The sequence below is a fragment of the Phocaeicola faecicola genome (genome assembly GCF_013618865.1).
Classification (GTDB): domain Bacteria; phylum Bacteroidota; class Bacteroidia; order Bacteroidales; family Bacteroidaceae; genus Phocaeicola; species Phocaeicola faecicola.
The window spans coordinates 1-17172 of record NZ_JABSOE010000014.1; the positions used below are offsets into that span (position 1 = coordinate 1).

10 protein-coding genes are annotated in these 17172 nt (G+C 42.5%); all 10 read left to right on the forward strand.

Going from position 1 to position 17172, the window contains the following annotated elements:
* The first annotated feature begins 176 nt into the window (after window positions 1-176).
* The 10 genes from H3001_RS05685 (at window position 177) to H3001_RS05730 (ending at window position 16822) form a co-directional block, all read left to right on the forward strand.
* Window positions 177-2267 (forward strand): fimbrillin family protein, encoded by a 2091-nt coding sequence (locus tag H3001_RS05685; protein WP_181214335.1) that lies wholly within the window; start codon window positions 177-179, stop codon window positions 2265-2267.
* A gap of 77 nt (window positions 2268-2344) precedes the next feature.
* The gene (locus tag H3001_RS05690; protein ID WP_181214336.1) at window positions 2345-4387 is read left to right on the forward strand and encodes a fimbrillin family protein; all 2043 of its coding nucleotides are present in this window, start codon (window positions 2345-2347) and stop codon (window positions 4385-4387) included.
* 33 nt (window positions 4388-4420) lie between these two features.
* Entirely contained in the window at window positions 4421-5602 is a 1182-nt protein-coding gene (locus H3001_RS05695) for an OmpA family protein (RefSeq protein ID WP_394367794.1), read from the forward strand.
* Between the two features lie 200 nt (window positions 5603-5802).
* Window positions 5803-7476, forward strand: a complete 1674-nt coding sequence (locus tag H3001_RS05700; RefSeq protein WP_246368504.1) for an ABC transporter ATP-binding protein — start codon at window positions 5803-5805, stop codon at window positions 7474-7476.
* Between the two features lie 33 nt (window positions 7477-7509).
* Window positions 7510-8154: a MarC family protein gene (locus H3001_RS05705; RefSeq protein WP_178243423.1), complete on the forward strand. Its 645-nt coding sequence runs from the start codon at window positions 7510-7512 to the stop codon at window positions 8152-8154.
* 450 nt (window positions 8155-8604) lie between these two features.
* Window positions 8605-11925 (forward strand): SusC/RagA family TonB-linked outer membrane protein, encoded by a 3321-nt coding sequence (locus H3001_RS05710; protein ID WP_181214338.1) that lies wholly within the window; start codon window positions 8605-8607, stop codon window positions 11923-11925.
* Window positions 11926-11952: 27 nt separating this feature from the next.
* Entirely contained in the window at window positions 11953-13539 is a 1587-nt protein-coding gene (locus tag H3001_RS05715) for a RagB/SusD family nutrient uptake outer membrane protein (protein ID WP_246368505.1), read from the forward strand.
* 12 nt (window positions 13540-13551) lie between these two features.
* Window positions 13552-14469: a zinc-binding metallopeptidase gene (locus H3001_RS05720; protein ID WP_178243425.1), complete on the forward strand. Its 918-nt coding sequence runs from the start codon at window positions 13552-13554 to the stop codon at window positions 14467-14469.
* Window positions 14470-14481: 12 nt separating this feature from the next.
* Entirely contained in the window at window positions 14482-15747 is a 1266-nt protein-coding gene (locus tag H3001_RS05725) for a DUF4302 domain-containing protein (protein ID WP_178243426.1), read from the forward strand.
* Between the two features lie 106 nt (window positions 15748-15853).
* Window positions 15854-16822: a BACON domain-containing protein gene (locus tag H3001_RS05730; RefSeq protein ID WP_178243427.1), complete on the forward strand. Its 969-nt coding sequence runs from the start codon at window positions 15854-15856 to the stop codon at window positions 16820-16822.
* Window positions 16823-17172: the final 350 nt, after the last annotated feature.

Genomic DNA, 17172 nt, shown 5'->3' on the forward strand with positions numbered 1-17172 from the left:
AGCTATCGCAATTTGGCCCAGCCCCTAAGGTAACTGATTCAAATATGCGACAAGCATTTTTTGAAAACAAATATTGTAAATCAAATAATTAACGAGTCTTTTTACAATTATTAAGAGACACTAGTGAGTTTCACTATAAAGTAGTCACAGAAGGAGATAAATCTACTACTGGTACATTGGCAAAAATTAATGACGGTGATAATGGTTTGCAATGGGGAGATGGTGATGAACATCATTTTTATGCTATTTATCCAGCTTCGGCTTCTCAGGGAGGTGTAAGTGCAACAGAAGTTAAATGTCAGATTCCGGTACGTCAGGACCCGATTAGTATTAAGTTTGATGGTACGGATACTTATACAGCCTATCCGAATATGAATTATGCTTATATGTATGCGCATAGTAAAGCTTCTCGTCTCACAGAAGGAGATCAACCTATTACTTTGACTTTTAAGCCTCTTGTAACAGTACTCGAAATTACGGTTAATGGACCAAAGGCTGGAACTGTTGCGGGTGATTCATATCAGGTTTCTCAAGTTTCAATCCGTTCAAATGAGGATATTGCAGGAGAGTTCTTGCTGACAATAGATGAGAATTTTGGTAGCAATGACGGTAAATGTACTCCAGTTAATAATGGTACAGTAAGTAACTTGGTGACTATTCCGACATATATGGATGGTAAGCCTGTTACTTTGAAAACAGGACAGAAACTGGTCGTAAAGGCTTTCATGCTGCCGTATGCTAATCCGCAGGTTTCACAAACTGCTGTAACTGTTAATATGGTAGGACAGGGTAGTAATACAAAACTCTTAAAGACTGCAGATATTCAAACTCAAAAAATTAATATCACCTCATTACCGGCTTTGAAGGGTACTGATTTTTATTACTGGTTGAGTGCGATGGATAAGAGAACTTATTTCTCACAGTTGTCTATACCGGGTACACATAACTCTTATAGTTTTGATGCTGATGTGGTTGGTTCAAATACTGTAATGGGGCCTTATCAGAAACTGAACATTGAAGAGCAGTTTGCTGCAGGTGCACGTGCATTTTCTTTCATGGTGGGATTTAAAAATGCTGATGAGGCTAATGATGCAGTAAAGGTTGACGAAGGACAGTATTTAGCATGGAAATCTTCAACTAATTGGAATGATGATTATTACTTGTATACTTATGATGCAAATAGCTCACGAACAGAGTTGACTGAAGCTTTGAATTCTTATGTTAAAATGCTTGATGACAGAATTACCATGTATAACGACAAATATGGAAGTTTAGGAAGAACATGTCAAGAGTTTATCGTACTGAATATAAACTTCAAGCAGTTGAGAACAAGTGGTGATGATAATTCAGGAAAATATTTAGAGGTTAAACGATGGATTAGGGAATTAGACCGTATTTTGGATGGCTATACACCTTCAAGTGTTAATGGTATTACATTGGAAACTAACTTGAACGCTAATACGACCATAGAAGATTTGATGGGTAAGATTGTGGTATTTGTTAACTATCAATGTCCAGATTTGCCAGTAAATGAGGGTCAAGTTGATAAGGTTGATGGTCTTTTTGGGGCAAAGGGTGAAGAATATGCAGGTTTTACCTACAATCCTGCAACAGATGCTACAAATTATGTATTTATGCGTCAGGCTTATGATACCTCCGGAAATGATATCTCTTCTACTTTGTACGCTCAGAACGACCGTGATATAGATTATCCATACTACATGACACCTGAAAATGCAAGTGGAATTACGGTATGGAAGCAGCATTTGGAACGTCTGAACAATCCTAATCTTACTGTGCCAAATTGGTCAGATAATGGACGTGTAGATAAGAAAATCTCTATTGTAGAAGATTTTATCCAGCAAGCAATCAATAATAATAAACCTGAAGCAGGTGATGCTGGTTTGAGAAACTGGTATATAAATAGTTTGGGAGGTTTTTGTGTTGTAAATGATAACCAAAGTTATAATCCTGCTTTGGGACAGAGTGGTAATACTGTTACAGCAGCGAATGTAATCAATGGTCCTATTTATAATTATCTGATTGATCCTACCAAGAACTCTGCTCCTATTGGCGTAGTTTTGATGAACTTCTTGGGCTGTGATAAACTTCAAAATGAGGGCGTTGAGACCAATGTTTATGGAAAATGGTTGCCTCAGACAATCATTGAAAATAACTTCCGTTTCGAACTGAAGCGTAAGTCCGGAGGAACTACGGATCTGAATTATGATGCTTCATTCTCAGAAGGTGGTAATATTATAGAATAATGAGCTTTATAAAAAGGAATGTCATTTCGGCTTATTTTCAGAAATGACTTCCTTTTTCTCTCTTTAAACAACGATAAATGAAAAATTACTATCTGATTTATTTGCTTGCAGCAGTTGGTGTTTTACCTGCCTGCTCTGAATTAGAGGAGGCGGATGTTTTCTCACAGGAACGCATTAATATTACAGGAACACTGGATAGCTTTTCCGGTGAATCTTCTTCACGTACACAAGTAGGCGGAGTTGCGAATAATGGAGCTTTGTTTATGGAATGGTCGGTAGGTGATCAGGTAGGTGTATTCAGTGACAATACTGTGAATGCACAATTTACAGGAAATCATACAGAACCAGTTGCGCAGACTACTTTTTCAGGAAGTGTGACTTCTGGTGATATACCGAAATATGCCTATTATCCGTATAGCGAGGAAGTGACTAATCTTCATGCAGTTCCGGTTTCAATTCCTACTGAACAAATTTATGTAGATGAGAATTCAATTTCTGCATACGATGTAAAGGCAACTGATGCAATTTCCAATTTGGGAGGTGGAAACTATCAGCTAAATATGAAACAGTTGGTTTCGTTGATACGTTTTGAATTCAGCCTTACAGATGTTGCAGGTTTGTCTGTCGATGAAAAATTAGTACGGGTAACATTAGAGACTGGGGCTTCTGTAACAGGTGACTATACGTATGATCTTGCAAATCTTGAGAGTGGATTTACAAGTGCATTTGGTATTCAGAGTACATCTCTGAATCTGACTTTTGTAAATCAGCCTTCCTTAGTGGAGAAAGTAATAGCATATGCTGTTGCAGTTCCTGGTATTCAGAAGGGTAAATCCTGGCATTGCACTTTCCTGACTGATAAGCATCAAGTTTCTTTTTCTACAACGGCTCTTTGTGACTTGGAGGCTGGAAAGTATTACGTCATGCCTTTGAATGCCACGATATTGGAAAACAACGATGCTGTGATCGAGGAGGCACCTGCACCAGAAGAAACTGCCAATTGTTATATGATAAATCAGAGTGGTGAGCATTCTTTCCTGGCAAATGTAATCGGTAATGGACCGAAAGGAATTATTCCAGGTGCTGGTTTTCATACTGAGTCGGCTTACATATCTCCGAAATCAGCAAAGCTGTTATGGCAGGATGTAGATGGATTTGTGGATGCGGCATCAGTTAGACTGGGCACTGATAACCGTTGCTATTATACTGCTAAATCAAATGTCGGTAATGCGGTTATAGCTGTTTATAGTGGTGAAGACTGTACTGGTGACATTTTATGGAGCTGGCATATTTGGGGAGTTGGTGATGAGCCAATTTCAGATGATGTATATACAAGCAGTGCGGGTTATCAATATACGGTAATGGACCGTCCGTTGGGAGCTCATGCAAAAGAATCTATGATCTGTACACTTTATCAATGGGGACGAAAGGATCCATTTTCTAACCAGACTACGGTTTATGGTGAGTCTGGTGCTCAAGATGTTTCTATTTGGCCCGTTATTTCCGGAGTTGAAATGGGAACTTTAACAGCTTCAGTTTTGAATCCGGATAAGTTTATTACAAATTCCAAGACAGGTACAGACGGAGATTGGATGCAGGTTCCCAATAACAGCTTGTGGGGGGACGATAAGGAAATCCCATATATATGGCCGGATGTATATGGTCATCCAGACTGTAAACCGGGATGGGTTTCACAGAAAACAATCTATGACCCTTCTCCTGTAGGTTATCGAGTTGCAAGTCCTTATGTATGGACTGGTTTTGTAAATGCAAGTGATGGCTCAAATAAGTCTGTTTCGCCGACTTCAAGATTGGATCAGATTCATTATGTTAAGTATGAAAACAATGGCTGGTATTTTCAGAAGGATGAAACAGATATGTCTGGTGTTTACTATCCAACCACTGGCATGCGGAGTACAGTAGATGGAGAAATGATGTATTATGGTAAATATGCTTATTATTTTGCCAGTTCTCCTCACCGGACCCGTACACTTTCTACAGGGTTATGGTGTGGTGAATATGTACCGGTTTCTCCTAAACAAGCCGATGATAATACAATCTCATCGATGGAACTTTGCCAGCGAGGTAATGGTTATGCAATTCGTTGTGTAAGGGAATAAACATAATCTAGTAACTTAAAAAATAAAACTATGATGAAGAAAACGTTAATGGCGGCCTTAGCCTTGTTTGCGGCCGGTTCTGTTTGGGCTCAGACTGAGCAGAATAAAGACATTACAGAAACTGTGGAATATAGCACAGATAAGTATAAGGTAGAAACCAACTCATTCTGGAGCAACTGGTTCATCAGTGCAGGCTTGGGAGGTCAGGTTTATTTAGGAGACCATGACAAGCAGCGTAAGTTCGGTGAACGCATTTCTCCGGCATTGGATATCGCAGTGGGTAAATGGTTTACTCCGGGTATCGGCGTGCGTTTGATGTACAGTGGTCTGAACTTCAAAGGTGCTACTCAGAACGGAGCTTATACCAATAATCAGCCTATCGAGGGAAAGCCTTGGCACGGATATTGGTTGACAGAACAGAAAGTGAAGTACATCAACTTCCATGCAGATGTACTGTTCAACCTGTCAAATATACTGTGCGGTTATAATGAAAAGCGGGTTTACAACTGCAGCCCTTACTTCGGTCTGGGTATTGCACGTGTAACCAGCAAGCCTAAGAATACAGAAATTACCGGTCATCTGGGTATCATGAACTCTTTCCGTCTGAGTTCTGCATGGGACTTGAATCTGGATTTGAGAGGTTCTTTGACTAACGACCAGTTCGACGGTGAAATCGGTGGTAGCGGTGGTGAAGGTATGTTCGCTCTTACTGCCGGTGTAACTTACAAAATCAAACCGCGTGGCTGGGACCGCAGCAAGACTATCCTGCGTGTGGACAACAGCGCTATCAATGCATTGCGTGACGAACTCGACCGTGCAAATGCTGAAAATGCACGTCTGCAGCGTGCCATCAACGAAAGCAATCGTCAGGAACCTGCCAAGAAGGTGGTTGCTTCCAACCTGATTGTCTTCCAGATTGGCAAGTCTAAACTGTCTAACGAAGCACGTGTGAACTTGAAGATGATGGCTGAAGCTATCAAGGCTTCTGATCCGAATGCAGTTTACACAATTACTGGTTATGCAGATGCCGGTACAGGTAGCAAGAAGCTGAACGAACGCTTGAGTAAGAAACGTGCTGAGGCTGTATACGACTGCCTGGTTAACGAATTCGGCGTTTCTGCTTCTCAGTTGCGTATCGACTATAAGGGTGGTGTAGACAATATGTTCTACGATGATCCTCGTCTGAGCCGTGCCGCAATTACTCGCAGCAACTAATCCGTATTTGTCTGTCGGTATTTTCTGACGGATAAAGGGTTTATATAATGAAAAAAGTTCTATTTTTGCTTGTGTACTACAGGCGGAAATAGAACTTTTTTTGTATAACTTTGTTATATGTGGAAAGATTTCACTGATAGAGTGATATGAGGATGCCGGTGGAATGTATTGTTTGAAAGTAAACTTGAAAGTGTCGGATCATGATGGATTTGCTGAAAGGAAATAAAGAGATACGTGTCAGGGATTGTGCCGTATGGCTTTGGAATGCGTCAAGGGGCTTCCGGTTGCCGGTGGTATTCATCGCACTGATCGGGATGGGGCAGGTGGCTGCTTCCCTGTTTTTCGTGTGGGTGTGCAAGCATCTGATTGATATCGCTACGCATCATTCGGACGACCGGCTGCAGTGGTTTATTGCCGCACTGATAGGGTGTCTGCTGTTGCAGCTCGTTTTCTCGGTGACGAATATGCGCCTGGGTACGAAGGTGGAGATTGCTTTCCGCAACAACCTTCGTCATCGTCTGTTCAATCATGTGATGGAGAGCCGGTGGATGGGAAAGGAAGTGCTGCACACGGGAGATATGCTGAACCGCCTGGTGGAGGATGTGCCTACCATTACAACGGCAATCTGCCGGAACATTCCTTCTGCACTGGCTACGGTTGTTCAGCTGTTGGGAGCTTTGGTGTTTCTTTCCCGGCTGGATATGCGCCTGGCGGGAATTGTCCTGCTCATTATGCCGGTGGCCTTGCTGCTGAGCCGGCGGTATGTACGGAAGATGCGTAAGTTGTCGAGAGAGATACGCGATACGGACAGTCGGGTGCAGAGTCACCTGCAGGAGCATTTGCAGCATCGCAACCTTATCCGTGCCATGGAATATACGGCGTATTCCAACAATGCGCTGGCATCCTTGCAGTCGGACTTGCAGACGAAGGTGATGCGACGCACGGATTTCTCGGTCTTTTCACGCTCGGTCATCCAACTGGGCTTTTCGGCTGGTTATGTGGCGGCTTTTCTGTGGGGAGTGTTCGGTATTTATTACGGTACGGTTACCTTCGGTATGATGACGGCTTTTCTGCAGCTGGTGGCTCAGGTGCAGCGTCCCATTGTTGACCTGGGGCGTCAGATTCCGGCCTTTATACAGGTGTTTACTTCTACCGAGCGCTTGTCGGAACTGTCTTCGCTCGACCTGGAGCAGAAGGGGGAAGCGATTATGCTCGAATCTCCGGTGGGAGTCCGTCTGGAAGAGGTGAGTTTTGCATATCCTGAAGGAAGGCGCAGTATCTTGCAGCATTTTTCACACGATTTTCTGCCGGGAAGTCTGACGGCCGTAGTAGGAGAGACGGGAGTCGGAAAAAGTACGCTGATCCGGCTGATCCTGGCTTTGCTGTCGCCGGTAGAGGGGAAGGTGGTGTTCTACAACGGTAATCGTACGGTAGAAGCTTCTTCGCGTACCCGTTGCAATATCTCTTATGTGCCTCAGGGAAATACGCTGATCAGTGGAACCATCCGTGATAATCTGCTGCTGGGAAATCCGGATGCGGGTGAGGAGGAACTGAAAGCAGCGCTGCATACGGCGGCAGCGGATTTTGTGTGGGAACTGCCGGAAGGTCTGAATACGCTTTGCGGGGAGCAGGGTGCGGGACTGAGTGAGGGGCAGGCACAGCGAATTGCCATTGCGCGCGGACTGTTGCGCCCGGGAAATGTGTTGCTGCTCGATGAGCCGAGTTCTTCGCTCGACGAGGATACGGAACGGAAACTGCTGGAGCGGTTGTCGAAGCAGATGCAGGGGAAGACCTTAATCATGATTACGCACCGGGAGACCATCGCGCAGCTTTGTTCGTCGGTGGTGCGTTTGAAGAAAGAAGAATGTGAGTGATTTTACTATATATGAACTGATAAAATATTAGGTATGGAAACTGTAATTCCTTTTGCACTGTTGTGCTTTACTTCGTTTTTTACGCTGACAAATCCGCTGGGTACGATGCCTGTGTTTCTGACCATGACGAATGGACTGGACGAGGAGGAGCGGAAGCATATTGTCAAGCGGGCTACCATCATCTCGTTTATTATCCTGATTTCGTTTACGTTCTGTGGGCAGTTCTTGTTTAAGTTCTTCGGAATATCGACCAATGGCTTCCGTATCGCTGCGGGAATCATTATCCTGAAGATCGGATATGATATGCTGCAGGCGCGTTATACCAATACGAAACTGAAGGATGAGGAAATCAAGGCGTATGCCAATGATATTTCGATTACGCCGCTTTCCATACCGATGTTGTGCGGACCGGGAGCGATTGCCAACGGAATTATCCTGATGGATGATGCGCAGACCTGGGAACTGAAGGTGACGCTGGTAACGGTGATTGCGCTGGTGTATGTGCTGACGTTTTTTATTCTCCGACTTTCTACCCGTCTGGTGACGGTGATGGGGGAGACGGGAAACAACGTGATGATGCGTCTCATGGGACTTATTCTGATGGTGATTGCCGTAGAGTGTTTCGTGGGAGGTATGAAACCGATTCTGATTGATATCATCCAAAGCAGCGGAATGTAAGCGCGGTCTTGGAGTGTGACATAATGATTTTGCTCGGCTAATGGTTGCGTTAGTTGGCAAAATGAAGAAAGAGGGCATTGCTCTCTTTCTTTTTGTTTATATGTGGGCGTTTTTATGAGAATAAAGTTAGAATTACTGTTATGCGTAAAATAAATTTGTAGAATTCAGTTTCTTTTTATTAAAATACCCCCTTCTTTTATAAACTAATTTTAAATGTTTTTTAATTTGTTACTTGTTGATGTTTTTTCTGCTTCTTAGCATATTTTTATGAAAAAATGTATGAAAAAAGGTTTTATTTCTGATAAATTATATATATTTGCCATGACTGAATTGCAATAAGTGAGGTTTTGATATGTTGCTATGAGAAAATAATAAGGGGATAATTCTTGCTTATTGTATTTTATTTCGTTTATATTTGTGAAAATTAATAGTTAATTGAGTGAGTGTTTTATGAAAAGAAAGTTTATGTTGTTTTGTGCCTGCCTATTGATCAATATAGGTTGGGCCATTGCTCAGTCATCTGAGATTTCAGGTGTAGTGCTCTCTGCAGAGAACGGAGAGCCTGTAGTAGGAGCATCGATTTTAGTGGAGGGAACTACCGTCGGAACAATCACAGACATTGACGGAAAGTTTACCCTGAAAGTAAATAAAGGGGGGAAGTTACAGATTAGCTACATCGGCATGAAAACGAAATCGTTGACAGCCAAAGACAATATGGTAGTGAAGCTGGAGTCTGACTCCGAGTTGCTGGAAGAGGTCGTGGTAACAGGTATGCAACGCATGGACAAGCGTTTGTTCTCTGGTGCCGCCACGCAGATTTCGGGTGAAAATGTAAAAATGGATGGTTTGGCTGATATCAGCCGAGGCCTGGAAGGTAAGGCTGCCGGTGTATCGGTACAGAATGTATCGGGTACTTTCGGTACTGCTCCGAAAATCCGTGTGCGTGGTGCTACTTCTATTTATGGTAGCTCTAAGCCGTTGTGGGTAGTCGACGGTGTCATTATGGAGGATGCGGTTGAGGTGAGTGCCGATCAGCTTTCTTCGGGTGATGCGGAAACTCTGATCAGTTCGGCTATCGCAGGTCTGAATGCGGATGATATTGAAAGTTTCCAGATTTTGAAGGATGGTTCTGCTACTTCTATCTATGGAGCACGTGCTATGGCAGGTGTGATTGTAGTGACTACCAAGAAAGGTAAGTCGGGAGTCAGCAAGGTAAATTATACCGGTGAATTTACGACTCGTCTCGTTCCTAGTTACAATGATTTCAATATCATGAATTCTCAGGAGCAGATGGGAGTTTATAAACAGATGGAACAAAAAGGATGGCTGAATTTCTCAGAAACCATCCGTGCTGCTGAGAGTGGTGTGTACGGTAAAATGTATCAGTTGATGAATACATTTGATTCGGTAAGCGGATTGCCTCTGTTGTGGAATACGGAAGAGAGTAAGGCTCAGTATCTCAGACAGGCAGAAATGAGAAATACAGACTGGTTTGACGAACTGTTTTCTCCGAGTCTTAGCCAGAATCATTCGGTAAGCTTGAGTGGAGGTACGGATAAGTCTTCTTATTATGCTTCTTTAAGTGCAATGTATGACCCGGGATGGTATAAGAAAAGTGGAGTAGAACGCTATACAGCCAATATCAATACTTCATATAATATCTCAAAGTGGTTAAGTTTCAATATGATTGCGAATGCTTCTTACCGTAAACAGGAAGCTCCGGGTACTTTGGGACAGGAAGTGGATGTAGTAAGTGGTGAAGTAAAGCGTGATTTTGATATTAACCCGTATTCGTATGCATTGAATACTTCACGTACACTCGATCCTCAGGAATATTACACAAGTAACTATGCTCCGTTCAATATTCTTAATGAGTTGGACAACAACTATATTGATTTAAATATTGTAGATGTGAAATTCCAGGGAGAATTGAAATGGAAACCGATTGCTGGTCTGGAATTTGCCGCATTGGGAGCAGTGAAGTATCAGGGTACTTCGCAGGAACATAAGATTAAGGATAATTCGAACCAGGCTGAAGCTTACCGTGCTGGATTGGATGATAAGACAATCATGGATAAGAATCCTTTCCTTTATCAAAATCCGGATAACCCGTATGCATTGCCGATTACGGTATTGCCGGAAGGTGGCATTTACAGAAGAACGGATTATAAGATGTTGAGTTATGACTTCCGTGGAACTGTCAACTGGAATAAGGTATTTGATGAAGTGCATCTGACTAACTGGTTCGGAGGTATGGAAGTCAATTCAATTGACCGTACTAAAGCGAACTTCCAGGGATGGGGATTGCAGTATGCCAATGGAGAGACTCCGTACTACGTATATGAATATTTTAAACGTGGAATCGAACAGGGAGATCAGTATTTCGGCCTGAATAACTCTAAAGTTCGTAGTGTGGCTTTCTTTGCAAATGTCAACTACTCGTATGCCGGACGGTATTCTTTGAATGGAACAGTGCGTTACGAAGGTACTAACCGTATGGGTAAGAGCCGTAGTTCTCGCTGGTTGCCTACATGGAACGTATCTGGAGCTTGGAACGTTCACGAAGAGAAGTTCTTCTCGGCACTTGAACCAGCATTGTCTCACTTGACATTCAAAGCTTCTTATTCATTGACCGCTGACCGTGGTCCGGCGGATGTGACTAACTCCAAGGTTATCATCAACAGTTATATTCCGTTCCGTCCGTTTACAGGTATACAGGAACCGGGATTGAGAATCATTGACTTGGAAAACAGTGAATTGACTTATGAAAAGAAGCATGAGTTGAACCTGGGTGTGGATGTCGGATTCTTGAATAACCGCATCAACTTTGCCATGGACTGGTATACGCGTAATAATTATGATTTGATTGGTGCTGTGAATACTCAGGGTGTGGGCGGTACGATTCTGAAACTGGCCAATGTGGCTTCTATGAAATCGCACGGTGTAGAATTTACGTTGTCTACTCATAATATCAAGAGCAAGAACTTTAACTGGAATACCGACTTTATTTTCTCAAAAGCTGAGAATGAAGTAACCGATTTGCAGCAGAATGCGAATGTAATGGATTTGGTTGCAGGTGTGGGATTTGCAAAACAGGGCTATCCGGTACGAGGTTTGTTCTCTATCCCGTTTGAAAAACTGGACAAAAATGGTATCCCTGTACTGAGAAATGAGTCTGGACAGTTGTCAAGTACCAGCTTCAATTTCCAGGAACGTGACAATACGGATTTCTTGATTTATGAAGGTCCGACTGATCCGACAATTACAGGTAGTTTGGGTAACGTGTTTACATATAAAGGATTCCGTCTGAATGTATTTATGACTTATTCGTTCGGTAATGTGGTACGTTTGAATCCGGTATTTAATGCGAAATATTCAGACTTGAGCGCCATGACACGTGAGTTTAAAAACCGTTGGACATTGCCGGGTGATGAAAATGTAACAAATATTCCGGCTATCATGTCTGCACGTATGTATAACGAACTCAGTGATTATGCATATGCTTACAATGCATATAATTACTCAAATGTACGTGTAGCTAAAGGTGATTTCATTCGTCTGAAAGAAATTTCTTTGTCGTATGATTTCCCGAAAAACTGGATTAAGCCGTTGCTGTTGTCTAATCTGTCTTTGAAAATACAGGCTACTAACTTGTTCCTGCTGTATGCTGACAAGAAGTTGAACGGACAGGATCCTGAATTCTTCAATGCCGGTGGTGTAGCTTCTCCGGTTCCTCGTCAGTTTACGCTTACTTTGAGATTGGGATTGTAATAACAAACATTTGTAAATTCGTTGACTATGAAACTTTATAATAAATATATTTGGGGACTCTTGTTCATGGGGGCATCTGTTGGGTTTACCGGATGTAATGATTTTCTGGATGTGATGCCTGATCAGCGTACGGAGGTAACTCCTGATAATGCCGATTATCTGCTGGTTTCGGCTTATCCGAATTGTATGCCTTTGGAAATCTTTGAAATGTATAGTGATAATACAGATGCATATCCTAACCGTTTTTCTGAAATGGATATGCTGCAGGGAGATTTGTTCTGGTGGAAAGATACTTCTCAGAACGGTACAGATTCTCCGGCTTTTCTTTGGGAATCGTGCTATCATGCCATTGCGGCAGCCAATCAGGTATTGGATATGGTTGAACGGAATGGAAATCCTGCCAACTTGGCTTCTTTGAAGGGAGAGGCTCTGTTATGCCGTGCATTCAATCATTTTGTACTGGCTACCACTTTCTGTAAGGCATATTCTCAGTCGGCAGAGACTGATTTGGGTATTCCATATATGACTTATCTGGAAACAACTGTTTCACCGAGCTATGAGAGAGGTACGCTGAAAGAGACTTATGAGATGATTGAGAAGGATTTGCTGGAAGGTATTCCTTTGCTTGATGACAGCCGCTACAAACAGGCCAAATATCATTTTACCAGAAATGCGGCTTATGCATTAGCTGCACGCTTTTATCTGAATTATACTCAGCCTGATTTGTCAAACTATGATAAGGTGATTGACTATGCTACAAGGGTATTGGGTGATAATCCGTCAGTGAACTTGCGTAACTGGGAAGCTATCGGCAAGTTGTCAGTGAACGGAGATGTCCAGCCGAATGAATACATTGATGTAGAGAGTCCGGCTAATATCCTGCTTATCAGTTATCACTCTTATTGGGGGTATGTAAGTGGTCCTTATGGATTGGGAGAACGTTATGCACACGGACCTAAGCTTTCGTATGAGACCAATCGTTCCAACGGCCCTTGGGGAAACTATGATCCGTCACATAATGTGTATTATACAGATGTATGGAGCAATTCTTCGGCTTTGCCTACTAAGGTGGTTTCAATGAAGGTAGCTCAATATAAGCAGGTGATTGACCCGGTGGCTGGTACGATTAATGGTTATTGTGTCAATGCGGCACTGACAATGGATGAACTGTTGCTTTCTCGTGCTGAGGCTTATGCGGTGAAGCAGGATTATGAGAGCGCAGTTGCCGATTTGAACGCGTGGATGTTCGCATATACTAATCAGGAGACACCTATGACGGTAGAAAGCATAAATAATTTTTATGGCAGACTGGCATATTATCAACCGTTACAGCCGACTGTGAAAAAGGAATTGCATCCGCAGTTTGCACTCGTCAGTGATGTGCAGGAAAACATATTGCATGCGGTTTTGCAGGCACGCCGTATTACCACTTTGTATGAAGGACTCAGATGGTTGGATATCAAACGGTTCGGTATTACAATTTATCGCCGTTTCATGCGTGATGACGGTAAGATCGATATTATGGATATGATGAAGGCAGATGACGAACGCCGGGCTATTCAGCTTCCTAGTGATGTGATTACTGCCGGTATGAAACCTAACCCAAGAAATTAAGGAGGATGACGTATGAAAAAAATATTTATTTATAGTTGGCTTGTCTTTTTTGCAATGGTGGGTCTGTCTGCCTGCAATAATGAAGAGAACGAGGTGGATACAGCAAACAGTATCTTTGCAGGAGATCTGGTTCCTGGGGAGATGAATGAATTTGATAAATGGTTGCTGGAGAACTATATCTATACTTACAATATTCAGGTAAAGTACAGATTGGATGATAATGAGACGGATGTGAAGTATGATCTGGTTCCGGCTGATTACGATAAGGCTTTTGCCCTGGCCAAGATAGTCAAGTATCTGTGGATGGAGGCTTATGATGAAGTGTGGGGCTTGCAGACTACCCGTGTATATGTTCCGAAGTTGATTCAGATGGTTGGTAATGTGGCTTATACTGAATCGGGTATGATTCTGGGACAGGCAGAACAGGGAATGAAGGTTACGCTTTTTAAAGTAAATGACTTGGATCTGGATAATTTGAATGTGGATGAGTTGAATGAGTTTTATTTCAAGACAATGCATCATGAATTTACTCACATTCTGAATCAGCGTAAGCCGTATGATGTAAATTATGACTTGATTACGGAATCGGATTATGTAGGATCTGACTGGTACCGGATTTCTGGTACAGAAGCACTGCAGAAGGGATTTATTTCAAATTATGCAATGGACCGTGGCTCGGAGGATTTTGCTGAGATGATGTCTATTTACGTAACCAGTACGGCAGACATTTGGGAGAATTATCTGAAAATAGCAGAACCTGATCCGAGTAGTCCATATTATAATCCGAATGTAAACGGTAGGGCTATTATTGAGAAGAAGTTTGCTATTGTGTACAAGTACATGAAGGAATCTTGGAATGTAGATTTGGATGAGCTCCGTGCTGTGGTACAGCGCCGGCAGGCTGATTTCCCGATGTTGTTCAATGATTAAAATGGATGAGGTATGAAAAAAATTGTATTATATGGTTTAATGGCTTGTATTACATGGAGTATGCAGTCATGTCTTTTCAGTGAAGATGATTTGTTTGAGGTATCTTCTGCTGAAAGGGAAAATGCGGCAGTAGAAGAATTGAGCCAGGTGCTGGTCAGTTCAGAAGGAGGGTGGAAATTGGGATATCGTTATGGTGGTTCGTCTGGAGACGGTGGAGCTGCAAATATCTTTTTGAAGTTTACTGACAAAGAGGTGGAAATGGCTTCTGATTTTCAGACATCTTCCTATACTGCGGGAGATGTGAAGACCAGTCGTTACTCGATTCAGTCTTATCAGGGTACCATGCTGACTTTCGATTCGTATAACCCTATTCTGCATTCATTCTGTCAGCCTAACAGTTATATGGATCCGGGATATGAAGGAGATTATGAATTCATCGTTCGTTCTGTATCTGAGAATGAAATCATTTTGACTGGTAAAAAGTATGGGGTGGAGATGGCGTTGACTCGTCTGGAACCTGCTACTGACTGGGAGGGTTACCTGACTGCCGCGGCAAATATTGATGTGGAGTCGGATTTCACCTCATTTAATATGTTGGTAAATGGAAAGAATATTGGGAAAATTCAAAGAAATGGAAGAACTTTTATTCTCGCTTCGCAGGATGAGTTTGGTACAGTTTCCTACACGTATGTCCCTTTTATTTTTACCGATAAGGGGATGAACTTGATTCGGCCTTTGACTGTCGGCGAGGTAATGGTTCAGAATTTTACTTGGGATTTCAATTCGAATTCATTTATCTGCACGGACAATGGTGTGGATGTGAAGTGGGTGTTCGAACGTCCTGCAAAATATGATATGTATGTGGGTAAATATAATATCCAGGCAGGTAAACAGCGTATCCCTGTGGAAATAAAGGTAAAGAAGGATGGTAAGAGCTATCAGCTTGTGATACCGTATTCTAGCTGGACCATGGAACTGGAACTGTATTATGATACGGAACGGGATGATATCTCGGTTGCAGGTCAGGTAGCTGGTTATTATAATGGATTCCCGGTTTGTCTGTATCCGGGATCTGCCTCGGGTAATTTCTATGCTGATTTGAACAGCGTTTTCGAAGGACATACGGTAGAAAGGGATGGTTCTATTGAAATCTCCTTTACCAATAATCCGTATACAGAAGGAGCTGGCATGTACGACTGGCTGTTTATCTACGAGGATGGTGGCTACCGGGCCACAGCTATTTGGGAAAATCCGGTATTTGTGAAAGTGTCAGAATGATAAAATGTGTATTATGAAACGAAATCTTTTTTATATTTGGATATTATGCATTTGTTGTGCATTTGCAGCTTGTAGCGAAGAGGATTCTCCGGTATATGATTCAACTTTGAGAATTATTTCGGTAGAAAACATTAATTTTCAGCCTGATGGCGGATGGGGCAGCATTACTGTAGAGGCTGTAGGTACGTTGGAAGCGTCTTCGGACAAGGAGTGGTGTACGTTTAATATCGAAGGGAATACAGTGAATGTGCATGCAGAGCATTTTACTGGAATGTCCAGCCGTACGGCGGCTATTACAATCAATGCTGATGGTAAGAGTGTTACCGTTCCTGTAGTACAGGAGGGACTGGTTATGAGTACCGATGAGTATGATTTGTATCACTGGTTTGATTATTCGGGAGGCAGTTTCTCTTATTCATTTAAGGCAAACTGTACATACGATGTGTCTTTGTCTGCTGATGCGGCATCATGGGTATCTTATGAGATGGACGAAGAGAATCACTTGTTGAATGTTACTGTAAAACCTAATGCAAGCAGTACTCCTCGTGGAGCTGTCATAAGTATTTTTACTTCTACTAAGGAAGTTAAATTGCAAATCTCGCAGGTGGAAGTTGCCGAAGAGATGATAGCTGATGTATGGAACTGTGCTTATTCTTCTATGGGACTGGCTGGTGATGATGGAGTACCTGTGCCTGTAGCTGCAGATGTACCTATACAGAAGACGTCAACCGAACATCTTTACGTGCTTCCTGCTTTAACTTTACAGGATGTTTATCTTCCATTGGTATTTGAGAATGGGCTTTTAAAGATTGCTGCCGGCCAGAATGTGGGAACTATCCAAGGCTTTAACCTGGTGACTTTGTACAGTTCAGAAGGTGGGGCTTTGTTCTTGGAAGGTGATATTGTAGGTCTCCCAATGTATGAGAATGGAAAAGTGGTTTATAAGTTTGGCCGCTCCAGAGCTGCTTCGGGAGGTAGTGCCGTGGCTGATCTGATTCTGGGTGCTTTCCAGGGATCCACTTTTGCAGGTTGGGTAGAACAGGTTTTGAATTTGTCTCTAAGCAAGGATTTATAATGTACAGAGACTTGATAATCAGATAGAATTATTCTCTCTTATAAAGTTTACTATATTCGCGCAGTCGGCTTTGTGAAAAGTCGGCTGCGTACTTTTTATGCCCTTGCCTGAAAGACTGGGAGTGTCTGATATGGAACATGGGAGGAAGGAAGGGCGTGGCTGCTTGTTTTTTCTTTGTAGGTAAGTCGGATATAGCTGAGGAATGGTAAGTGTAATGAATAAGCCGGTATTACTGGTGGGGGGTACTGCTTTTGAGAAAAAAAAGGAATTAAGTGGAGGAAACAGGCATCAGGTATGGATGCGGAGGCAGACAGCAAGCGAGTAAGGGGAAAGGGAAAACAAGAGAGAGG